The sequence below is a fragment of the Clostridium sp. AF37-5 genome, assembly GCF_003477605.1.
GTDB lineage: Bacteria > Bacillota > Clostridia > Lachnospirales > Lachnospiraceae > Eubacterium_F.
This window is the reverse complement of the sequence record NZ_QUDR01000006.1, coordinates 133,954-157,853: the sequence shown is the minus strand read 5'-3', so window position 1 is coordinate 157,853 and position 23,900 is coordinate 133,954. Positions and strand designations below refer to the sequence as shown.

22 protein-coding genes are annotated in these 23,900 nt (G+C 43.1%); 4 read left to right on the top strand and 18 right to left on the bottom strand.

Going from position 1 to position 23,900, the window contains the following annotated elements; translation table 11 throughout:
- Positions 1-180 precede the first annotated feature (180 nt).
- The 3 genes from raiA to DW019_RS06025 form a co-directional block, all read right to left on the bottom strand.
- Positions 181-708, bottom strand: coding sequence for a ribosome-associated translation inhibitor RaiA (gene raiA / locus DW019_RS06035; RefSeq protein WP_022376390.1), 528 nt, complete (start codon positions 706-708; stop codon positions 181-183).
- A gap of 340 nt (positions 709-1,048) precedes the next feature.
- Entirely contained in the window at positions 1,049-2,581 is a 1,533-nt protein-coding gene (locus tag DW019_RS06030) for an SH3 domain-containing C40 family peptidase (protein WP_118442817.1), read from the bottom strand.
- 176 nt (positions 2,582-2,757) lie between these two features.
- Positions 2,758-3,135 (bottom strand): RidA family protein, encoded by a 378-nt coding sequence (locus DW019_RS06025; protein ID WP_022376388.1) that lies wholly within the window; start codon positions 3,133-3,135, stop codon positions 2,758-2,760.
- Positions 3,136-3,262: 127 nt separating this feature from the next.
- Here DW019_RS06025 and DW019_RS06020 point away from each other — a divergent pair, with 127 nt between their 5' ends.
- Complete coding sequence (locus tag DW019_RS06020) at positions 3,263-3,982, top strand: acyl-ACP thioesterase domain-containing protein (protein WP_022376387.1); 720 nt, start codon at positions 3,263-3,265, stop codon at positions 3,980-3,982.
- Position 3,983: 1 nt separating this feature from the next.
- Positions 3,984-4,826: a S1-like domain-containing RNA-binding protein gene (locus tag DW019_RS06015; RefSeq protein ID WP_118442816.1), complete on the top strand. Its 843-nt coding sequence runs from the start codon at positions 3,984-3,986 to the stop codon at positions 4,824-4,826.
- A 10-nt stretch (positions 4,827-4,836) separates the two neighbouring features.
- On the opposite strand, the gene DW019_RS06010 is transcribed toward DW019_RS06015, so the two are convergent.
- The 10 genes from DW019_RS06010 to DW019_RS05965 all read right to left on the bottom strand — a co-directional run bounded on the left by DW019_RS06010 (position 4,837) and on the right by DW019_RS05965 (position 14,132).
- Positions 4,837-5,250: a flagellar protein gene (locus tag DW019_RS06010; RefSeq protein ID WP_117478644.1), complete on the bottom strand. Its 414-nt coding sequence runs from the start codon at positions 5,248-5,250 to the stop codon at positions 4,837-4,839.
- Positions 5,251-5,264: 14 nt separating this feature from the next.
- Complete coding sequence (locus tag DW019_RS06005) at positions 5,265-5,993, bottom strand: ComF family protein (protein WP_118442815.1); 729 nt, start codon at positions 5,991-5,993, stop codon at positions 5,265-5,267.
- A gap of 60 nt (positions 5,994-6,053) precedes the next feature.
- Positions 6,054-8,297 (bottom strand): ATP-dependent RecD-like DNA helicase, encoded by a 2,244-nt coding sequence (locus DW019_RS06000; protein ID WP_118442814.1) that lies wholly within the window; start codon positions 8,295-8,297, stop codon positions 6,054-6,056.
- A gap of 78 nt (positions 8,298-8,375) precedes the next feature.
- On the bottom strand, positions 8,376-8,720 hold the full coding sequence (locus DW019_RS05995; RefSeq protein WP_022376382.1) for a rod-binding protein: 345 nt from the start codon (positions 8,718-8,720) through the stop codon (positions 8,376-8,378).
- 22 nt (positions 8,721-8,742) lie between these two features.
- A complete protein-coding gene (locus DW019_RS05990) occupies positions 8,743-9,552 on the bottom strand; it encodes a flagellar hook-basal body protein (RefSeq protein WP_118442813.1) in 810 nt (269 codons plus the stop codon).
- A gap of 24 nt (positions 9,553-9,576) precedes the next feature.
- Complete coding sequence (gene flgF, locus DW019_RS05985; protein WP_118442812.1) at positions 9,577-10,353, bottom strand: flagellar basal-body rod protein FlgF; 777 nt, start codon at positions 10,351-10,353, stop codon at positions 9,577-9,579.
- Positions 10,354-10,394: 41 nt separating this feature from the next.
- Entirely contained in the window at positions 10,395-11,396 is a 1,002-nt protein-coding gene (locus DW019_RS05980) for a rod shape-determining protein (protein ID WP_022376379.1), read from the bottom strand.
- A 142-nt stretch (positions 11,397-11,538) separates the two neighbouring features.
- Positions 11,539-12,942 (bottom strand): thioether cross-link-forming SCIFF peptide maturase, encoded by a 1,404-nt coding sequence (gene scfB / locus DW019_RS05975; RefSeq protein WP_118442811.1) that lies wholly within the window; start codon positions 12,940-12,942, stop codon positions 11,539-11,541.
- A gap of 118 nt (positions 12,943-13,060) precedes the next feature.
- Positions 13,061-13,201, bottom strand: a complete 141-nt coding sequence (gene scfA / locus DW019_RS05970) for a six-cysteine ranthipeptide SCIFF (RefSeq protein ID WP_022376377.1) — start codon at positions 13,199-13,201, stop codon at positions 13,061-13,063.
- A 559-nt stretch (positions 13,202-13,760) separates the two neighbouring features.
- Entirely contained in the window at positions 13,761-14,132 is a 372-nt protein-coding gene (locus DW019_RS05965) for a TIGR04086 family membrane protein (RefSeq protein ID WP_022376376.1), read from the bottom strand.
- Positions 14,133-14,434: 302 nt separating this feature from the next.
- On the opposite strand from DW019_RS05965, the gene DW019_RS05960 reads away from it, so the two are divergent.
- Positions 14,435-15,280 carry a PHP domain-containing protein gene (locus DW019_RS05960; RefSeq protein ID WP_022376375.1) on the top strand — a complete coding sequence of 282 codons (846 nt, stop codon included), beginning with the start codon at positions 14,435-14,437 and terminating at the stop codon, positions 15,278-15,280.
- Here the strand turns inward: DW019_RS05960 and thiE are convergent.
- From thiE to DW019_RS05935, 5 genes are read right to left on the bottom strand one after another with little or no spacing between them, the layout of a single operon-like run.
- Complete coding sequence (thiE, locus tag DW019_RS05955) at positions 15,255-15,884, bottom strand: thiamine phosphate synthase (protein WP_118442810.1); 630 nt, start codon at positions 15,882-15,884, stop codon at positions 15,255-15,257. The two genes, DW019_RS05960 and thiE, sit on opposite strands and share 26 nt — an antisense overlap.
- 1 nt (position 15,885) lies before the next feature.
- Positions 15,886-17,031 (bottom strand): hypothetical protein, encoded by a 1,146-nt coding sequence (locus tag DW019_RS05950; protein ID WP_118442809.1) that lies wholly within the window; start codon positions 17,029-17,031, stop codon positions 15,886-15,888.
- Between the two features lie 12 nt (positions 17,032-17,043).
- Entirely contained in the window at positions 17,044-17,808 is a 765-nt protein-coding gene (locus DW019_RS05945) for a hypothetical protein (RefSeq protein WP_022376372.1), read from the bottom strand.
- A gap of 20 nt (positions 17,809-17,828) precedes the next feature.
- A complete protein-coding gene (locus DW019_RS05940; protein WP_118442808.1) occupies positions 17,829-19,025 on the bottom strand; it encodes a DUF5716 family protein in 1,197 nt (398 codons plus the stop codon).
- Between the two features lie 29 nt (positions 19,026-19,054).
- Positions 19,055-22,597, bottom strand: coding sequence for a DUF5717 family protein (locus tag DW019_RS05935; RefSeq protein WP_118442807.1), 3,543 nt, complete (start codon positions 22,595-22,597; stop codon positions 19,055-19,057).
- Positions 22,598-22,737: 140 nt separating this feature from the next.
- On the opposite strand from DW019_RS05935, the gene DW019_RS05930 reads away from it, so the two are divergent.
- Positions 22,738-23,832: a histidinol-phosphate transaminase gene (locus DW019_RS05930; protein ID WP_118442806.1), complete on the top strand. Its 1,095-nt coding sequence runs from the start codon at positions 22,738-22,740 to the stop codon at positions 23,830-23,832.
- Positions 23,833-23,900: the final 68 nt, after the last annotated feature.

The window sequence follows — 23,900 nt, the reverse complement described above, 5'->3', positions numbered from 1 at the left end:
TCTGACAACAAATAAAATTAAAACCCGAAAAGAATAGAAAAATACATTTTTAGAAAGAGATTCTTCCCTTTTCCCGTTTCTTCTCTTCCTTTTTCGCGAAAAATAAAATCACCCCCGGGGGAAGCTATATTTGCGAAGCAAATATCCCGCTTACCACCGGGGGTGATTATTATTTTTCATTTAGAATTCCGGCTCAATCAAACCGTATGTATTGTCTTTTCTCTTATAAACAACATTTACTTCGTCGGTTTCCGAGTTGCGGAAAACGAAGAACGTGTGTCCGAGAAGTTCCATCTGTACACAGGCTTCTTCCGGATCCATCGGCTTCATCGCAAATTTTTTAGAACGGATGATAGAAATTTCTTCTTCATCATATGTGTCCTCATCAACAAATCCTTTGCTAAACTGTGCTACGTTCTGCTCTTTCTGAATCAGCTTGTTCTTATATTTACGAAGCTGGCGTTCGATAACTTCTTCCACCAAATCAATCGATACATACATATCGGTGCTTGTTTCTTCTGCACGGATAATGGTTCCTTTCATCGGTACCGTAACTTCAATTTTCTGACGATTCTTCTCTGTGCTCAATGTAACATGAACTTCTGTTGAATCATTGAAATACCGCTCGAGTTTTCCAATCTTCTCCTCAACTGCTGCACGCAATCCTTCCGTTATGTCAATGTTTTTTCCACTTATTACTAAGTTCATACTAATCAGCTCCTTTGCCCATAAGTTTCAAGATGTCCATTGGCTCATCTCGTAATCATATTATACAACAAAAACCTCTGTTCGGCAACATAAAAATCCATAAATCAGATAAACATTTTAACCTTGTGCCATCAAGTTGTCATACAATTAATTAACTTGTCTTATAGTCAAAAACATGCTACATAAGTCTACTTAAATTGTTGACAATGTTTATAACTTTGTTCACAACTAACAAATATCGCAATTTCGTCGTTTTAATTGTTGATAAATAACGCCTGCACACATGACTACAATTGTCTGCGTACAGGCGTTCGTTTTCGAGTTGTATGACTTCTTAGATTTAACCAAGAACTCGTCTCGCACAATATGGTTTACGATAATACATATTACTTGTCTTGATTCCGGTACGTGGGTTACTTGCGTGTACAACCCTGCCGCCGCCGATGCAAAGTGCAACGTGGTTGACATGTCCACCACTTGCATAGAAAATCAAGTCACCGGCTCTTGCGCTGGATGGGCTGATTTTCTTACCCACTCCCGACTGTGCGCCGGAAGTACGTGGCAAACTGATACCAAATTTCTTAAATACTGACATGGTAAATCCGGAACAGTCCGTACCATGAGTCAAACTGGAACCGCCATATACATATGGGTTTCCAACAAATTTCAAAGCGTAAGAAGCAATTGCAGAACCGTCACCGCTTCCCAATGTGCTGCCGCCATCGGACGATGAGGAACCACCGCTTGCACCACCGGAACCATTGCTGGAGCCACCGGAGCTGCTGTTTCCACCTGCACCACCGGAACCGTTACTGGAGCCGCCGGAACTTCCTTTTGCACCACCGCCGCCATTACTGGAGGATGCACTGCTTGATTTATGACTTCCACCGCCACCATTCGAAGAACTCTTTCCTGAGCTTGATGACGATTTATGACTTGAGCTGCTTGAAGAACTGCTGCTTGACGAACTGCTGCTTGACGAACTATTTCCTGAATTCGATGAAGACTTCGCCGGACGTTCACTCTCTGCCGCCGCTGCCTCTGCTGCCGCTTTTCTTCTCTCTTCTTCGCGTTCTTCCTCAATCGATACAGCCTTTTCAAACTGAACTGAGATTTTTACATAATCATCTCTGACATAACCGGTTGTATCACCATCGACACGAACCTTTACCCAGCCGGATTCATGTTTAAGCACTTCATAACTTTCATCGCCGGCCAAAAGGTCAAGAATCTTACTCGATTCACTTTCTTTCTCGCGGACACGAAGCGTCTCCGTGGTAACGGTCGCCCACTTCGTACCAAACTGGTCTACCAGTTTTTCTGCACTGTAGCCAATTGCCAGATAATCTTTCATAATATAACCGGAAACCGAACCGGACTTAATATAAACCCAGTCACCTTCCGTCTTAGCAATCGTAGCCGCACTTCCACGGTACAATTTACCAACGATTTCCGCATCCGTATTTGGTTTCTTACGAATATTTACATAATCCGCCGCAATGGAAATACCAACATTGGCATATTCCGATTCCGGTTTTGGTGTCGCCGTCGCTGTCGCTTCTTTCGTCGGCTCCGGTGTTGCATTCGAGACAGCAGAACCACTTACTGCGCTTGTCCCATTATTGGTGTTACCCGGCATATCCTCAAACGCTACAATTGCTTCCGGATTTGACTGTGTTGCACCAACCTGAATCGTACAGTATTGGTCTAACATATAAGCCATACCGGCAAGTTCCGTCTCAGAACCCATCGTAGTTGAAGATGAAACCATATACTTGCCAAATATTCCAAAGGATAAAACAAGTCCTGCCCCCAACGCACATTTCACAAGCCTTGTGTGTTGCATACTTTTCTTCCCTCCATTGTCACTCATCTGCCGGCCTCAAACTCATCCGGCATTCTAAATGTTACAAATTTGTTAAATACTTGTTTCAGTATAACAACTCTGTCCGCATCTGTCAACCTTTGTAAACTCATTGTTTCTACTAATTTTTACCACAATTTTACCGAGAAAATTAATTTTACATTTATTCTACAGGATTCGACTATTTATTTCGCAACAATCGCCTCAATCTCAATCAGAACATCTTTTGGCAGTCTTGCCACTTCCACGCAGGAACGTGCCGGGCAGTCTCCCGTAAAAAAGCGGGAATAAATTTCATTTACCTTGGCAAAATCATTCATATCTTTAATGAATACAACTGTTTTAATCGTGTCCTCAATTTTTGCACCACTTGCTTCAATCAGCGCCTTCAGATTACCGATTGCCTGCTCCGCCTGTTTTTCAATACCGCCTTCAACCAATTCACCGGTCTCCGGAATAATCGGGATCACACCTGATGTAAATACAAGACCATTTACCTCTACTGCCTGAGAATAAGGACCAATTGCTGCCGGTGCCTTATCTGTTGAAATAATTTTCTTCATATAAAAACACAACCTTTCTATTCATTGTTTTCATAGCTGATATTACCACATTTTCAAAAAAAATTCACTAGTTTTTTTCGGGTAAGGGTAGTATAATGAAACTGTTTGAACGAAGGGAGGAAATCGCATGTATTCCTATCATGATAGAGTATCTTACAGCAGAATTGATAAGGACGGACTGCTCGGTGTCTCCGATACCGTAAATGCAATGCAGGACTGCTGCCTGTTTCACAGCGAGGACGTCGGACATTCTGCCTTAGATTTATTAAAGAAAAACCGCGCTTGGTTAGTAAGCGCATGGCATGTTGTATTCAAACGCCGCCCGGTTATGGGAGAGCGTTTCACAGTACACACATGGCCGTATCAGTTTAAAGGCATTTTCGGATGCCGTAATTTTTTAATGGAAACGCCGGACAAAGAGGTTCTTGCCTACGCCGATTCAAGATGGTTTTATTTTGACCCGTCTACCGGTCAGCCAACAAAAATTGATGACAGTGAAAAGGCCGCCTATCCGACAGAACCTGCTTACGACATGGAATATTCTTCCAGAAAGGTAAAATGTCCGGAAAACTTGACACTTGTCGAAGAAGTCGATGTGTGCCAGAATTATCTTGACACAAACCACCATGTAAACAACGGACAGTATATTCGTCTGGCTGTGAATGTTCTGCCAATTGATTTTGAAGTTTCCGAATTCCGTGCCGAATTTCGTCTGGCTGCCAAAATGGGAGACACCATGTACATTCGCACAGCCAGTGAAAATGGCAAATTTTATGTAGTCTTTACGGACAAAGAGGAAAATCCTTATTTCCTCAGCGAATTTACCCCGACAAAGAATGGAGAATAATATGAACGAATCAAAAGTTCTTGGCAAATTTGCCAGATTGTATGTTTCAAAAATCACAAAATTCGGTGTGATGCTTCGCTCTTTTGAAGAAAAAGATTTGGAAGTACTGCTCCCGAATAACCAGGTAAAAAAAGGGACCGAAAAAGGCGATTTTTACGAGGTGTTTTTGTACAAAGATTCCGAGGATCGCTTAATTGCTACCACACAAAGACCATATCTTTCACTCGGTGAAACTGCGGTTTTGGAAGTCAAAGACGTAACCGGCATTGGTGCTTTCTTAGACTGGGGACTTGCCAAAGATTTGCTGCTTCCTTTTAAGGAGCAGACAAAAAAAGTTCACTTGGGTGAACGCGTGTTAGTCGCTTTATACATCGACAAAAGCAGCCGTTTATGTGCAACTATGAAGGTGTATGACTATCTTTCCTGTGACAGCCCTTACCAGAAAGGGGATCACGTAGAAGGTTTGATTTATGAAATTTTGGATTCTTTTGGTGCATTTGTTGCTGTGGACAATCAGTATTCCGCTTTAATTCCACACAACGAAATGACAAGAGAACTTCACATCGGCGATGTCGTGAGGGCACGCATCAAAGAAGTTACCGAAGAAGGAAAATTGACCTTAAGTTTACAGGAAAAGACAAAAGTGCAAATGGGCAAAGACGCTGAACTTATTTACGAGAGGTTACAAAAAGAAGGCGGTTTCCTGCCATTCCACGATAAAACCTCTCCGGAGATTATCAAGCGTGAATTCAAAATCAGCAAAGCCGCCTTCAAACGAGCCATCGGCCGGCTGTTAAAGGAAGGAAAAATCAAACTGACCGATAGCGGAATTGAACGTATTTAATTTTAATAAATTAGTTATCTAAAAAGCGCATACGGCTATCCGCGGCGCTTTTTCTTGGTGCCGGCTGCGGTGCCGGTCTTTTATCCTGTCCTGCCGCATGGCGGAATCCGGTCGCTAACTCTGCTTTACATTTATCACAGAAACGTCCGGTCTTAATTGTTACGCCACAGCTCTCGCAAGGAAGTCCGACCGGTGAATCATCCGAAAATACCAGTCTCTCCTCACGCACCCAGCGGTTAATCTGACGGATAGAAACATCCATTTCCTCCGACAATTCCTTTACATCTACATTGGGATGCTCTCTGACATATTTCTTTACTTCCATAAACTTGTCCTCTAATTTACGGGAGCACGCCGGACAGACTCGCTGCCCACGTATAAAATTAAATAATTTTCCACATTCTTTACAAGAAACAATTTCCATTGTACCTTCCTCCTCTAATAATCTCTACCAATGCAAAGGCAGGCAGAATATATTTCACTAACACCGGCTTTTTTTAATTCTCCGGCGCACGCTTCTAACGTTGAACCGGTTGTATAAATATCATCAATTAATACAACCCGCTTGCCATTTAACTTATAACCGGCACTCTCCGGAACATAGAAAGCACTTGACATATTCCGGTATCTCGCCTTATCATCCAGCTGCTTTTGCGGACTCGTATCGAGACTTCGACACAAGACATCGGTTTCTACCGGAAGATGTAACCGCTTCCCGATTTCCTCCGCAAGAATCTCTGCCTGATTATAACCGCGAAACCACCTTCTGTGTCTGTGCAGCGGAACAGGAATCAGAAAATCCGGCTTCCATGCCAGCAGTTTTTCTTTGCGGAATCGAATAAATTCTTCCGCGAAAAATGCTGCATTTTCATAACAGCCTTCGTATTTGAATGACGCCATTGCTTCCTTGAGCGAATCCGTATAAACCCACAACGCTGTCCCTTGACGTAGAAAGTCATACTTTCCCCGGCGTTTCTTTTCGCAGTCTACGCAGTACTCCGTCTCAATCTCCTCTAACGGCTTTCCGCACCGGGCACAGGCAGGTTCTGTTACACGCGCTTCCGATAATTTTCTGCGGCAGGATAAACAAACCTTTTTCTCTGTCTTTTTCAATCCTGTTCCACAAATCGGACAAGCCGGTGGAAATAAAAATCCAAATGGATTCAAAGGCACTCCTCCCCTTCTTCTATCATAGCAAATTTTTCCTCATTTTGCATCCTTTTTTTACTACTTTTCCAATGACTCCTGCTCCAATTCCTGCAGACGGCGGCACAGCGAAGAATAGCGCATCTGCTCGGATTTATTTTGTATCATTTCACGCACAGTATCCTTGTTTCCGACAATCGTCACACACTTTTTGCCACGTGTAACCGCTGTATACAAAATGTTTCGATTCATTAACGGCCGTGGTCCCGATAAAATAGGCAACACAACTGCCGGATACTCGCTTCCCTGCGACTTATGTATGGTAATGGCATACGCCAGTTCCAGTTCATCCAGATTTCCCTGCGGATAAGTGACATATTTTTCATCATCAAAACGCACCGTCACCTCTTTATTGAATGTATCAATTTCGGTAATGATTCCGCAGTCGCCATTAAACACGCCACTCCCCTCTTCAATCATCATATGATTGTACCCGCGGATTTCCCATTTAATCTGGTAATTGTTTTTCATCTGCATGACTTTGTCACCTTCACGGAATAAAACACCGTGAAGTTCCATTTGATTTTTCCCTGGTGCTTCCGGATTCAAATACCGCTGCAAAACTTCGTTACATCGGTGAACTCCCAGTTCTCCCTTTTTCATCGGGGTCAAGACCTGCACATCAAACGGCGTGCAATGCGTATATTTTGGCATCCGGTCTCGGACAAGCCAGAGCATCACTTCAAGCACACCATGGCTGTCATCCCGTTTTAAGCAAAAGAAATCTTTACTCTGATTATCCAGCGCAATCTCTTCTCCGCGATGGATGCGGTGGGCATTTACAATAATATCACTTTCCGCTGCCTGACGGAAAATATGAGACAGCCTCACAACATTAAAGCAGTGAGAATTAATTACATCCCGCAGCACATTTCCCGGTCCCACACTCGGAAGCTGGTTTACATCGCCCACCAAAATCAGACGGGTTCCAACAGCAATCGCTTTCAATAAATTATGGAACAGGAAAATATCTACCATCGACATCTCATCAATAATTACGACGTCGGTTTCAAGCGGATTCCACTCATTTCTGCCAAATAAATCCGAGCGTTCCTCGCTCACATTTTCCTGTTCTGCCGCCGCTCCATTATACTCTAACAGACGGTGAATGGTCTGTGCCTCCTGACCGGTTGCCTCTGCCATTCGCTTAGCGGCACGTCCGGTTGGGGCCGCAAGCAAAATCGACAACCCTTTTTCCATAAGACACTCAATCAATGTATTAATCGTCGTTGTTTTACCGGTACCAGGTCCACCGGTAATTACTAAAAATCCACTGGTGAGAGCTTCTCGCACCGCGATTTTCTGCTGGTCATCGAGTACAATTTCCTGACTTTTTTCAACACGCGAGATTAGTTCATCCAAAGCCTTCGTCGGACGCTCCACCGGCACATTTAGGTCAAATAACATTCTGGCACAGTTCATTTCCGAATAATATAAGGACGGCAGGTAAACATCCCGCTCCTCAGTCACAATCACGGATTTATCATATACCAATTCTTCTAAAGAATCCATCAGCTGATCCATCGACACACCAAGCTGGTAAACCGCCTCCTGTAAAAGCAGTTTTTCCGGCATGTAGACATAGCCCTCTTTGGTTCCCGCATTTAACACATACAAAATACCTGCACGGATTCTCGGTGCAGAGTCCATCGCAAAGCCGCTTTTTCTTGCAATTTCATCCGCAATTCGGAATCCGACACCGCTGATATCTTCTGCCATCCGATACGGATTTTCACGGACAATTTCATAAAGTGCGCTGCCATAGGTCTGATAAATTTTTACGGCAAGCGCATTTGAAATGCCATACTCCTGTAAGAAAAGCATGGCTCCGCGCATTTCTCTTTTTTCCTCAAACTGCTCGGAAATTGCACGTGCTTTCTTTTCCGTAATTCCTTTGACCTCCGCAAGCCGCTCCGGCTCTTTTTCTATGATTTCAAAGGTTTTATCCCCGAATTTATCCACAATCCGCTTTGCCAGTCCGCCACGCACACCGGCAATCGCACCGGACGAAAGATATCTGAGCATCGCCAGTTCATCATCCGGTTCCTGCACCTCACAGGACATCACCTTCAACTGCTCCTGATAAATCGGGTGCGTAACAAGTTCTCCTCTCACACATACATATTCTCCCTCGTTTAGAAATGGAACATTTCCGACGCAGGTTTCCTCCACATCTTCATCGGGATTTTCCAATTCAAATACCGTGTACCCATTTTCCACGTTGCGATAGACGATGTGTGACACATACCCTCTTCTTTCCTCCATGAGTGCCTCCTAAATATGTAAAAAGCCCTTGACTGTGTTTCTTTTCGTCAAAGGCTTATTCTTTCTTTGATTTTCGCATTATACTTTGTTGTTCACCATTGATTCGTAAAGTTTGTCTGCGATGCCAAGTCCCTGACCGCTGTTTACCATCTGGTCAGCGATGGCAGATAAATAATTGTCCTGAAACATATTAACGTAGTCATTGCTGTTATCCTCGTCATCATCCGAAAATACTTTTGCAGATTCTTCCATGGATTTAAACATCTGCTGCACCAGATACGATTCAAACTGCTTGCACGCATCTAACATTTCTTCATCCGTTTCGGCATCCTGAATCTGGCTTGTCATTTTCTGCGACACTGCATCGTTTGCCTCGGTCGAATAATTTGTGAAATAAGTATCACCAATTGAAGATACTGCCATATGTCTCACCTCGCCTTACTTATCATGAACGTAAATTATTTGCCTGCTGAAGCATCTCATCCGATGCTGTGATTGCTTTTGAATTCATTTCGTAAGCACGCTGGGCAATAATCATATTTACCATTTCATCGGCTGCCTGTACGTTTGAGCTCTCCAAGTAGCCAGATACAATTTTCGAATTTAATTCTGTTGCCGTGTAAACCGTAGGTGCTCCTGACGCTTCCGACTGCAGATAATTCGAGTTTGATGTTTTCTCAAGTCCACCGGCATTTGGAAAATATGCCAGACCAATCTGAATTCCGATATTCCGCTGGTTGTTATTCGCATCCGGATAAGTCAAGTTACCAAACTGGTCAACGCCAATTTTACTGGAACGGTATGTATTCGGAACAGTAATTGCATTTCCGTTTACATCGAGTACCGGATTTCCCTCACTGTCTGTCAGGGCAATGCTGTCGCCCTGAATGGACATATTAAAATGACCATTTCTCGTATAAGCAATACTTCCGTCTGCTAACTGTACACGGAAAAATCCCTCGCCCTGAATGGCGTAATCAAACGCGCCATTTGAAGCATTTAAGGCTCCCTGTGTAAAATCAGAAGAAATTGAGCCAACACGGACACCAAGTCCAACCTGTGCTCCTACCGGCTTTGGTTCTCCGGTCGTTGTCGTTGACTTTGCCTGCAAATTCTGATAAATCAGTGATTTAAAATTTGCTTTCTGAGTCTTGTATCCGGTTGTATTAATATTTGATAAATTGTTTGCAATCACGTCAAGATTGCTCTGCTCGCCAATCATTCCACTGGCTGCAGTCCATAAAGAACGCATCATCGGCTGCCACCTCCAAATAAACTATTACTTAAGTGCTCCTACCTGATTAACCGATTTGTCTAACATCGAATCGTATGAACGAATCACTTTCTGACCCGCTTCATAGGCACGGGTTATAGTAATCATATCGACCATTTCGCGCACAACATTAACATTTGACTGTTCGGTATAACCTTGCAAAATTTCTCCTTCTGCATCTTTGGTCGTGGCTCCGTCCACTGGTTCATACATAGTATCTCCGTATTTTTTCAAATAATCGTAGTCCTCAAAATCAACAATATTAAGAGTATCTACAAGTTCGCCGTCTGCCATAATCTGTCCGGTCGCCGAAATTGATACGTTTTTCGACGAAGGGTCGATGGTAATATTTCCATTTTGTCCCTGGACGGCATTTCCATCAGCATCTACCAGCAGGCCGTCTTTCGTCAGATGAAACCTTCCGTCTCTTGTGTAACGCGTATGAACCTCTCCTGCCTTGTCCGTTACACTCACTGTAAAGAATCCACTGCCACTCAATGCCAAATCATATGTACCACCGGTCTGTCTGACCGAACCCTGCGAATAATCGGTATAAGTTTCTCCGATTTTTACGCCAAGGCTTAAACTTCCAATACACTCATTGTGATATGCCTGTGAGCCGTCTCGAATCTTAATTCCAAGCACCTGGTCAAATGCCTGACTGGCAACTTTTTCATCTTTATAGCCAACCGTATTTGAGTTCGCCATATTATTGGAAATAACATCCAGTCTTTTCTGTTCATTTGCCATACCGGTCCACGCTGTATAAAGACCTCGGAACATATCATACCTCCTGTTCTTTTTGTGACCTGTAACCGGAAAACTTAATTAGCATCCCCTATAGTCACTTCTCCACTTAAAAATTCCACATAACGACCGGTACCAATTGCAACTGCTGTCATCGGATCTTCTGCCGTCATCGTTGTAATTCCTGTTTTGGATTCAATCAATTCTTCTAATCCATACAACAAACTTCCGCCACCAGTGAGTACGATTCCGCGGTCTGCGATATCGGCTGCCAATTCCGGCGGTGTTTTTTCCAGTACACTATGTACTGCTTCTACAATCTGTGAAGTTGTATCTTTTAATGCTTCTTCTGTTTCCTCAGAAGTAACGGTAATGGTCTTTGGCAGACCGGTCACCAAGTTACGTCCGCGGACATCTACTGTCACACTTTCCGGCCGTGGATAAGCAGAACCAATGCGAATCTTTATATCCTCAGCGGTTCTCTCACCAATCAGCAGGTTGTGTTTCTTTCTCATATAACGGACAATCGCATCATCGAAATCATCTCCGGCAATCTTAATCGAAGCACTGACAACAGTACCTCCCAAACTGATTACCGCAATATCCGATGTACCACCACCGATATCTACAATCATATTTCCACAAGGACGAGCAATATCAATACCGGCTCCAATTGCAGCTGCAATCGGCTCCTCAATGATCTTTACATCGCGTGCACCTGCCTGAAAAGCAGCATCTTCTACAGCTTTTCTCTCAACCTCTGTTACCTGGCTTGGCACACAGATACTAATAAGCGGTTTACGAAATCTCTGTTTGCCAACCGCTTTCTGAATGAAATATTTTAACATCTTCTCCGTTACGGTGTAATCAGAAATAACACCCTGACGAAGAGGACGAACTGCTACAATGTTTCCCGGCGTACGTCCTAACATCAGACGCGCCTCTTCTCCAATTGCTTTAATCCGGTTTGTGTCACGGTCAAAAGCAACAACACTAGGCTCTTTTAATACAACGCCTTTTCCTTTTACATATACCAATATGCTGGCGGTACCCAAATCAATTCCAATATCAAAAGCCACTTTACTAATCTCCTTTCACTATCTCCTGTATACCTGTATAGCATTCCCATTATCTATACATATTATAAACGTATTTCCAAATATTTCAAAGTTTTTTTTTGCAAAATTTCCATCTTTTTGAAACGACGAAGGTTATGCTGCCCTAATTTTCCTCATCATAGGCTTCTGCTGCCTTGAGCATAATCGCACATTCCACACGTTTGCGCTGCAATTCACAGCCGGTTTCATACGGTTTGTTAATGTCACCGTGGCAGTGATAAGCATTTGCCGCACAGCCGCCGCTGCAATAGAATTTGGCAAAGCAGTTCCTACACTCCTCTTTTGCATATACATTACACAATTTAAATGTATCGCGCATATCCGTATTTACAACACCGTCATCTACATTTCCCAAGCAAAATTGTTCTTCACCCACGAACTGATGACAAGGATACAAATCGCCCCACGGTGTAACCGCTAAATATTCTGTTCCGGAACCACATCCGGACAAACGTTTGTAAACACATGGACCGCCGCTCAAGTCAATCATGTAATGGAAGAAATTAAATCCTTTTCCCTGTTTTTTGCGGGCAAGCATCTCTTTTGCAAGAATGTCATAGCCCTCACAAATTTGAGGAATATCTTCCGGCTGGATGGCATACGGCTCTTTCGGATCTGCCACAACCGGCTCAACCGAAATCTGTTCAAAGCCTTCATCTGCCAAATGCAGCACATCTTCAACAAAATCCAGATTATTATGGGTAAATGTTCCACGCACATAATATTTCTGCTGGTTTCTCGATTCTGCTACTTTTTTGAATTTATCTATAATAAAGTCATAACTTCCGGTTCCGTTTTTGAACGGGCGCATGTGGTTATGCACTTCTTTACGTCCATCAATACTTAAGACAATGTTGTCCATTTCTTGATTTGCAAATTCAATGATGTCATCGTTTAACAAAACACCGTTTGTCGTTAAGGTGAAACGGAAATGCTTGTCTTTTTCTTTTTCAATTTCTCTGCCGTAAGCTACTAATTTTTTTACAACATCAAAGTTTAAAAGCGGCTCTCCGCCAAAGAAATCCACTTCAAGATTTCTTCTGCTGCCGGAATTTTCCACCAAAAAGTCCAATGCTTTTTTTCCTACTTCATAACTCATAAGAGAACGGTCGCCCTGATATTCTCCTTCACCGGCAAAACAGTAACGGCATGCTAAGTTGCAGTCATGGGCAATATGCAGGCAGAGTGCTTTTACTACCGTCTGTCTCTTTTTGAAATCAATGACGCCTTCTTTGTAAACATCTTTTGTGAAAAGTGTTCCGTTCTCCTCTAATTCCTGCAAGTCAGAAAAGACGTCTTTTAAATCCTCTTTCGTAACTTCTTCTTTATAATCATTCTTCAAAATAACATCGGCAATACGTGAAAATTCGGCTTCTCCATAGCGATCTGCATTTTCTTCATCCATCAGAGAAAGCACGTCATAAACAACGTCATCCACAACATGAATGGAACCGCTGTTTACATCTAACACAATATTATATCCATTATTCTTATACTGATGTATCATCCTTGACCTCTCATTCTGTAACGGTGACGCTATAACGTGCAATGAGGACTAGACCGAAGTCTCCTTCGGTCAGCCCTCCATTGCTCATAATCACCGTTTATTCAAACAGTTTCCTTACTTATTTGTTTTCGCAGCTCTGGTTTCCTACTGTACAGGATGTTTTACAAGCTGACTGGCAGGATGTCTGACATTCTCCGCATCCACCTTTTTTCAATGTTTCTTTTAAATTCTTTGTTGTCAAAGTTTTAATTCTTTTCATGATTGCCTCCATTTAAATCCATCGTTTCGTTTTCGTAACTCTTATTGTAGCATAGGTTTTTGTGTTGTGCAAGATAATTGTAGGGTGATTTTTTTAATTTTCCGTAATTTAGCAAAAGGTTTTACGCTTCGTGGGCGCTTCCGCTCGTTGAGTGCGTAACAGTAGGGGCACTGAAACTACCAGTGCCCCTACTGACGTACTCAAAACCCACTCTTCGTAAAACTTTTTGTTAAATTACTATAATCTTAAAAAGATTAACAACAATTATCCCGCTCTGCTTGCTCCTGAAGTTTCGTTCTTGGACTGTGTGAGTGATGTAAAAAGCTTCTCAGACAACTCTTTTTCCGGTATTTGTGGTAAAGAGTTGCATTTTTTGCTGAATTTAAGGTTATTGCATCAGAAATTGCGCTGCAAATACAACTCTTTTTATCTGATTTTACGCAAAGCGTTGCTCCCGGAAGAAATAATTAAGATTTTTCTCCAAAACATGCAACGCTTTTTTACATTCAAACCGATTTACGTTGCATTGAGACCACGTAACGCTCTAGTTCTACAAGATTTACTTTCTGCCTGCCTGTGTCATGCCTCCTAACATGCCACCGAATGCGCAGAGAAATAATGCAGGGAAAACGCCCGGGATTCTTGTGAATGCTTCCCGGTTCAGTATCATGGAAACGGCAACTAAAATGACATAGTACAAGATTCCTGCTAAGAGCCCCCACAAATATTTTTTTCCTTCCTGCTTTCCGCTCACTACCATGCCGCCAAGGAAACAGGAAAACACATACGAGAAAATAATGCCACCCCGCAGCACGCCTTCCGGCAGTTCAAACTGAAACAATAAAAATGCCAGAATCAGCAGGCAGATACCAGATATCAGATAGGAAAAAACAACACCTTTTGTCAATGTCAACACACTCGATTTTTTCATAACCCCTCCGTTCCCGGCGAACCCCCGCCGGCATTACCGTGTACTCTCTTTTCTTACAATATGATACTTTTCAAAAAAATAGAACTGTGGTACACTGGACTTTGAAACCCGCCCAAACATGAGGAAGGAGCGATTTGCTGTGCAAATCTGCGGATTCCGAATGTTTGACCAAATTGCGGGAGCAGCTTGCTGCGAAGCAATTTGTTGACATCCATGTATGTCTTGAAAGGCGTTCCTTATGCGTCCACGCAGGAAAGGGCTGTCTTTCAAAACATACATGAACACTACATCAGGAGGCAATTATGAAATATATTGATTTACATGTTCACTCACTTTTTTCAGACGGCACCTGCACTCCGGAGGAGCTGGTAGACAAAGCATCAGCGCAGGGACTGGTTGCTTTTGCCTTAACCGACCACGATACAGTTGGCGGCGTTGACCGGGCATTAGCGGCTGCAAAAGATAAGCATCTGCAGGTTATCCCGGGCGTCGAATTATCCTGTGAGTATCAGATTACACCGACACGTTCCAAAGAAATTCATATTCTTGGCTACAATATTGACTGGAAACAAAAAGAACTTCTTGATACATTAGAAGCTGTCGCAAAAGAGCGTGACGACCGCAATAAGAAAATGTGTGAAAATCTGCAAAAAGCCGGGTATCCGATTGATTATGATTCCTTAATCGAGCGATTTGGAAACACAATACTCACCCGTGCACATTTTGCCCGCTTTTTATTGGAAAAAGGAGCAATTCCAAGCATTGACTCAGCATTTAAAAAGATTCTTGCAGCCGATGGTCCTTATTTTGTAAAACGGCACTATCTGACACCCAAAAAGGGAATTGAATTAATTAAAAATGCAGGAGGACTTCCAGTTCTTGCTCATCCCCTGTTATATAAAATGTCCGTGACCGAACTTCATCATTTACTGGATGAGTTATGCGGCTACGGTCTTCGCGGAATCGAGGCAATGTATTCGAGAAACCGCGGAAACGACGAAGCTTTTGTGCGGAAATTGGCAAACGACTATGGTCTTTTCATCACCGGCGGCACCGATTACCATGGTGCAAACAAACCGGATTTGGACATCGGAACCGGCGAAGGAAATTTACGGGTGCCGGTTATGCTCCTCGAAAATTTGAAATAAGTTCTTCTGCTGCGGCCGTAATATCTTTTCGTCCGACAATGGCAGAGATAACGGCTGCACCGTCCACACCGGTTTCACGCAAAAGAGCAATATTATCTTCATTTACCCCGCCAATGGCAACAATTGGTATTGGTACGGACTCTTTAATTTCTTTTAATTCTTCTAATGTAATATGACGGGTATCCGCTTTTGTGGTCGTGCCAAACACATCCCCAACGCCAAGATAATCGGCACCTTCACGCCATGCTTTTTGCGCAAGTTCCACGGTATTGGCTGTCGCCCCTACAATTTTATCAGCACCTAAGAGATTTCTGGCTGCATCAAGCGGCAAATCACTTTGTCCCAAATGAACGCCATCCGCGCCTACTGCCAAAGCAATATCTATGCGGTCATTAATCAAAAGCGGCACTTCATACGCATCGGTAATCGTCTTTACGGCCTTTGCCATCTCATAAAATTCTCTCGAAGAACACTCCTTTTCCCTCAGCTGGACAACACTCACGCCGCCCTTAATTGCCAATTCGACCGATTCCTCGATGGTCTCCGTTGTCATAATATTTCGATCGGTGCATAAATACAACGTATAATCAATATCCGGTTTCATGTTACATTCCTCCTAAAATTCGTTCCACTTCAACTGCATACTCCGGTTTCTTACTCCGGATTTTATCAATTTCATCCAGACACTGTTCCATAATGCCGGTGTTATAATCCATCTGTTCACGCAGTTTCTGTCTGCGCACATTCAAATCATGCCTTACCTCAACCATTTCCTTTGGCTCGACTAACGCTTCCACCTGACCTAACCAAATATCACAGTCCTTAACCTCTAACTTCCGAAGTTCCTGCAAAACCACCTGATTCGCCTCATGAATCCGGATACTGCTCTCACGCTGTCTTTCCCATTCTCTCTTGGCACGGACATACTGCGTGCGGACAAAAGAAAGCTCAGCCGCGTTGCGCACCTGATATTTATGATACATATAATCCAGTGTGCGGACATTATTTACATATTTAATTTTGACACGGTTCAAAAGAAAAATGGCACGGTTGCCTTTCTTCTCCGTAATCACCATATCAATCCGGTTTTTTCTGGCTTCATTCAAAATAATAGCCGCAAATACAAACGTCACAAAAACCGCCACGACAAACGCAACATTAATATTCACCTTAAAGCATGCCATCAAAACCGCAAGCATTGCAAAGGTTGCAATCAAAAGTGCTGTCAGGCATTTTCCAAGTACCTTTAACATCCCCTGCCTGTGAATGATATCCTGTTTATCCGCAAGCAAAAGATTTTTCTCACCGGAAAGCTGACGCAAATCCTGTTTGATTTTCATCTGGTATTCTTCGTATTCCGTTAATTTTTTAATATCATCTTCCACCACGTCCTCATAATTATCCATGGCACGGCGCTGGGCTTCCGTAAATTTGTATTCCTGCTTCTGGCTCTTTTTGCGCTCTTTCGTCAACTCTACAATCTGCTTTGCCGCAGCCAGAAGTTTTTCCTGCTCCTCTTTTGGTGCGCGGTCAATAAGCTGAATGTCCTTTAAATACGATGTTACCTGTCCATATTCAAACTTAATATCTTCACACTGCTTTTTGGCCTCTTTAATGTTCTCGCAGAGGTGCTCCAAATAAGCAATGCGCTCCTTGTCATTGCGCAAATCCACTTTTTCTTTTTCAACACGAACCATTTCCTGTTCCAGTTCATTTAACAGTTCCTTCGTATCCTTTTTCTCCTTCACCATGTCACCTCCTGCCTAGTAAGCAAATGCCCTTCGCAGCTGCTCCTTGTAATCATCCATCATCGATTCCGTTTCTTCCGGCACATAAAAACCGGCAAGCACTTCCTGATACTTTAACCGTATCTGCTCAATTTCCGACGGTTTTAAGCCAAACGACAAACTCTCTTCCTCAAACGTTTTATCTTTTTCTTCCATCAGCAAAATCCACAAATAATGCTGCAACGATTCTCTTTTATTGTTCCGAATATAGGCTTCGCGGAAATCCTCCCCCGCCTCCAAAAACGAAGACGTGTAAAAATGAGCAATTCCCTCATTATGTAAAATATCTCCATACTCTTCCGGTGTAAACGAAATCGCATCCGGTCCCTGCAAAAGTTTCCGGTAAGCCATCACTGCCTTTCCGTAATGTCCGGTGCGCACATAATTGTCCGCCTTAATCTTCTTTTTCTGATAAGACGGCAAATGGTCAATCTCATCTAATACCTTAACAATCCCGCGGATTTCTTCTTCGTTGTAGTAATCACAGCCGCAAAGTGTCGTAACAACCAAATCTTTCAGCCCATGCTCTCCCACAATCATTGCCTCTAATTTCTCTGCTAACTCTTTTAATCCCAGTTCTTCCTTCATCCATTTTGCCAGAGAGATCTGAAAAAATTCCTCGTTTATGCCGTAAATATTGTGGTAAATGACATAGCACAATTCTTCGATGGAATAAATATTTTGCCCTAAATACGATAATTCATATGGCTTTTTGGCTATTTTCCCTTTGGCAAGAATCATTTTTTCCTCTCCTTTCTCTTTTACAGTTCTACCTGTTTTTCCCAAATCCGGTTTGACGTTGGAAACAGCTCTCCGAATCCTTCATCCTTTATTGTCACAATGCATTGGCTCGGTGACTCAAAACGAATGCGTAACATCAGCCGGCAGCGCCTGTCAAGCCGTCCGGTAAGTGGGTCAAGTTCTATCATAAACTGCTTTTCTTTTTGGGTTAATACATTTTTTGTCTGCAAAGCAAGCTCGGTCTCACCCGAAGGAATCAGTTCCAATTCTTCATCGACTAAATACCAGGGAACTCCTGCCTCTGCAAGAACTACCTTCTGCTGCTTAGCCTCCGCATATAAGTTCACCGCAACCTGCGAAGTCACCATCTGCTCATCTAACAGAAGATAATCTCCTAACCGCTTTTCTTCTGCCATCTCACGCGCCATCAGACAGGCACCGCTCACATACAGATTTCTTCCTTTGAAAAGCCTTCTGCCCACACACAATTTACGGAACAGCGAATCTGCCCATCCGCCTTCGAAGCCCTCTCCGGCCATGTAAAGCGTTGACAAAAGTTTTTTGTGAATCGCACCATACACAACATTTTCAAAAACGGCCGCCTTGTGCTCTTTATTTTCCTCCGGTAGAGAAACCGCCCCCGAATAATCGCGTTCGGAAACACCAACCAAAATCGGACTTTTGCTTCTATCTACCTGCATCTGATAATATGTCAACGTATTTCCCTCATAATCAAATAAGCCGACATCATTCATCCACAGTTCTTTCTTTTGGTTTAGCACATAATACGGAAATGCCTGCTTGTGGCTAATCACCATCGCACGCTCCCTGCCAATTCCAAGTTGTTCAAGTGCCGCATAAATGAGTTCCACATATTCTCTATCCGCATCCTTTACCGTAACAACGAGCTGCTTAATCGTTTCGCCAGGATAATCTTTTCTCGTAAGGGAAAGTGTTTTCCGAAAAAAGTAAGACAGCATATTCAGAGGTTTTGAAATTTTGCCGTCAACAACCACATCTTCCTGTCTGCGAATCCGCACAAGAAAATCCCGCAAAGGCTTTTCGCCCGAAAGTGCAATCTCGGTCGGAATCAGCCCTTCCGGATTTTCTTCCGTTTGTCCGATAAGCACCGGTATATTCTTTTCTCTGTCATAGACAGCCATCTGTGATTTTTCTTCGCCCAGGTCAAACCCAAGCAGCAGTGTTCGTTCACTCATGTGCTCTCTCCGTTTTCCTTCCCTTTTCTTTACTGAAGCGTAAATAATTTCTTAGCCGCAAAGCGGTCTTTTTCATAACGTCTGCGCAGACTGCCATACAACTCCATATCACCGGTATTCTTTGCTGCAATCATATCGTTAAGCATATGGAAAAATCCCAGCGCGCCTTTCGCCTGCTCTGTGCGGCGGGCGCACATCACTTCCGTTCTCTCTCCCGTTGTCTGCTCCTCAATGTAACAATATTTTTCTTCGCCGTCAAACAACAGCATTTCATACACATAAACACCCGAAAAAACCTGCCGCATCGGCATTGTTTTTTTCACTTTGCCGCCACGGTCTGTCTCACAAAGGAGAATTTCTCCCGGTGCGCCGCTATAATACTGGATAATCACGGTATTTTCAATTTCAAACGGAACATTCACCTTGCCAATATAATCTTTCATAAAGGCGAAAACAGTTCCCTCGCTCGCAAATTTTTCCAGATTCATTTCCACAAATTCTTTTTGCTTGCTGGCAAAATGCTCCTCTAACCGGTAATGGCGCAAAACAGCCAAAACCATAACCGCATCTTTTTCATACATCGCTTCTTTTTCAATTTTAACAAACATTGGTTCCGACAACTCCTGCCGCTCCACGACATAATCATAAGCGAGCTGCGACAAAAACGCCTTCACTAACATCCGGTTTTCACCCGATTCCATATATTCCAGATAAATCGGCTCATACGGCTCCTGACTGGCACCGACAAACAAAACCTGTGCCAAAAGACGCTCCGTAATATCTTCATCCGCCCCGACTTCCGGCATTTTCCGGCACTTTTCGTAAAGAGAAGTAAAAGTAATTAAATCTCCGGTATAATAGCGGCGCAGATATTTCATTGCATCCTTTCCGGCACAGCCCTGATGATACAAATAAAGCGCCCATTTCACGAGCATTGGCTCTGACTCGTCCTTATGTTCCTTCACAAGCGCCTCTACGAGCGTGGAAAATGCATTCTTATCACATTCCGGCACACCATAGCGCAGCAGCATAACCTGTGCTTTTTCGTATTTTCCTTGTGCAATGCAGTCCGCCGCCACATCCGCAATCCGTTCCCTCTTAAGTGTAATCGGATTAAACTGCTCAATCAGCGAAAACAATGGCTCTGCCATGCCCTCGCGGTGATAATAATCATATAAACAGAGCAGGATTTTCTCCCGCATTTTCCGCCGTAAACAATCCATTTGCAGTGCATCCTGTAACACCACCGCCTGCACATCCGTCATTTTTGCAGAACGCTCTGCCTTATATGCCAAGTGCGTAATCAGCTTTGGATTTTTTGCGCCAAGTTCATAACACACAGGCGCTAAGTTTTCCATCGAAAGCATTTTTTCCATCCGGTAATCAACCGTACCCGAATAGTAAAGCCCTCTCTCATCCACAAAAAACAACTGCGTGTTCGGGGTATAAAGTGAAACTACCGCTTGTCCATTTTCAAAGGAATAATAAGTTTGTTCTTTCGTCTCGCGATGCACAACCGCCACACCGTCCATCCGGTCATTGCCGCAGGTAATCCGATGTGAAAACATCACTTCAGAAAGGTCATCCGCCATTTCTTTTGTCAGCGTTTCTTCTGTTACGCACGCCTCATAGAGCACCGCCAAGTCCTCTGTAATCCGATGGTGCGTAAGATTTCTCTCTACAAATTTATGAATCTGCTCGCCATAAGCCTCTAAAACTTCCGGTCTCTCACCGGCGTGCTTCACCAGATAGGCGTACAGAAACGCTTTGCATCTGTCATTCAAATGGTTCTCATATTGAAAATACGATAAGACCGCATCCGGAAGCGTCCGAACTTTCTCCGTATCTATCGTATACATATAATATTCATACAAATCCGTCAGCCGCAAATGCTTGTTGACACCTTTTTCAAACCACGAGAAATATTTTGCATCGCGGATTTCATTTCGGATGAGCATTCCACAGATGCCATGGAGCGTATCGGTCATGACAAAGAACTCATACAGTTTTTGTAAAATGGAAAACACTCTGGCATCAAAGTGTGGCAGACGTTCTCCAAGAAAACTAACGGCAAGAGATACTTCTTTCGTAGTTAAATCACGTTTTAACCCATAGTTTACTGCGTTAATTGTCACGTCATCCAGACTGGAAATCAGGGTGGAATCCTCGCGGTAAGCAAGCATCATCGCCGAATATAAAAGCGGGCTGTTGCTGCCACTCTCCAACTGCGCGCGCAAATCTTTCTCTAGCAAATGCCCAAAGCGGTAACGCTCGTCCACCTGCGTTAAAAGGTAAGTCAGTAAATCACTCTGATATCCGTTTTCCGCATACGAAGAAATCAGATTTGCCAGTCCGATGCGGTCCTCTTTGCGCTCAGAATCCATAATCTTAATAAATTGAATCAAGATATAATTTTCTACCTCTTCCAACGATTCCCCTAGCGGCGGCATTTTTAAATTTTCCGTCTCCTGGAAAAAGGAAAGAATATTTTCCTTCTCGCGCAGAATCACGGCAATATATCCGCGCACCGCCTGCTCATATGTGCCACTGATTTTTTCGAGAATTTCACGATTCTTTTTAAGGAACTTTCCGAATGCCTCTCTCGTAACCCGCTTCTCCTGATATGATAAAAACATACGAATTGCCATGGCAATCGCTTTTTTTCTGGCTCTTTGAATCTTTCGCTCTTTTTCGCCAATTCGGTTATGCGCCGTAATATGTATTACTTTTTTCTCATACGGCGTCTGCAAAATCAAATCACCGTGGCGTCTGCCGGCCGGTACTTTATCTGCACAAATCGTAAATTCCAAAACGTCTCGTCCATCCACAAATTCATCCGTCCACAGAACATGCGTCTGCACTTCAATAAAATCTGCCGTTGTGCGGACATGAATCCCCGCATGTCCCCATGTATTCACACGAATCGAAATTGCATCGGCTTTGTCTGTTCCATCTAATTCATATACCAGTTCTCTGCCGGATGGATGCTCTGTTTCAAAGCGGATGGCTTTCTTTTTCTTCATCGCCACCAGAAATTCTTCCAAGCTTTGAAGTTTTGTATTTTTCTTTAACAGACAGTCGTATAAAATGCGCCCGCTCTCATCCCGATATAAAAAGGCATCCCGAAACTCCGGTGCCAAAAATAAATCAACGCCATGTTCCGGATTTTTCTCAATCCGCTTCTTTAAGGTCGGATAATCCCGAATCTCTCCTTCTTCATCCCAAAGCACAGGAGACACAATTGTAATCTCATACGGCAGCTTTTCTTCGCCGCAGTCAGTAATTAAATCTAGATTTCCTTTTAGTTTTTCCCCCGGATTTAATTCGCCGGCATCCACATCAACCGTCAGTTCATTCTTTGTCCCATCAAAAAAAGGCAGGAAATCAATGCACATCTCCTCGACAGTGCCAAATCCTTTCACTCTTGTGCCGAAAGAATTTTCCAAAAGAAAGCTTGCCGTCCCATGTGTTCCCGCTGTTACCTCAAACACCAATTTTTCAATTGATAAACAAAGTTTTGGCGTTTCATATATGAAATTTCCTTTTGCCAATGACAAAATCTTTTCTCTCATTGATAACCTCCTAACCTCAATTCTATAGTATACCATTTTTTATGCATTCTGTGAATAGTAAGAATCAATCTATTTTTGTATTGCTAAGTTCATGCAGTATGTCTATAATAAGGAGAGGACGAAAGAGAGGAGTGACTCAAATGGCACTAAAACCAAAAGAACATTTTCACGGAAGCGATTTAGAGAAAATCGAGGCCGTCTATGGAATAAAAAAAGAAGACATTATAAGTTTTTCTGCGAATGTAAATCCACTTGGTGTTTCGTTTCGTTTAAAAGAAACTTTAACGAATCACATTGACGCTATCACGACCTACCCGGACCGTGAATACACATCTCTGCGCAAATGTATTGCAGACTATGTACACACAAACTATAAAAATATTGTTGTCGGGAATGGTTCGACAGAATTAATTTCGCTCTTTATCCAGATTACACACCCGATGAAGGCACTGATTGTCGGCCCGACCTATTCCGAATACGAGCGGGAAGTCGCAATGGGCGGCGGACGCTCCCATTACTTCAGCCTCACGGAAGCCAGCGAATTTGAACTGGACACAAAAGCACTCACCGAGGAACTTTCCGCCAATGTCGATTTGCTGATTTTGTGTAATCCAAACAACCCAACGTCATCTGTCATCAAACGCCAGCAGATGCGTGAAATTCTGGATTACTGCAAACGCAAATCGATCACCGTGCTTGTCGATGAAACTTATGTGGAATTTGCCGAGGAACCAGATGAAGTAACCGCGATTCCACTTACCGAATACTACAATAACATTGTCATTTTGCGCGGTATTTCAAAATTCTTTGCAGCACCGGGACTCAGACTTGGCTATGCCATTTGCGGAAACCGTGATTTGCTCAATGAAATCAATCAGAAAAAGAATCCTTGGACGATTAACTCATTGGCTGCAATCGCCGGAGAAATCATGTTTCAAGATGAGGATTATATCAAAAAAACGAGAGAGTTAATTTCTTCGGAACGAGCACGAATCTGTGCACGCCTTGATAAGAGTCCGAACTTTAAGGTTTATCATGCACACGCTAATTTTGTACTCGTAAAAATTACGACCGATAAATTTACTTCGGAGGACGCATTTGACGCCTGCATACGCAAAAATCTGATGATACGGGACTGCTCTACGTTTCCGTTTCTGAATAATAAATATATCAGACTCTGCTTTATGATGCCGGAGCAGAATGATGCGTTGCTTGATGTTTTGCTGGGATTATAAAAAGATTGTATTAACGGTTGGCTTGAGGCTATTTTAGGTTCTACATTACGTTTTTATTCCTATGCGCT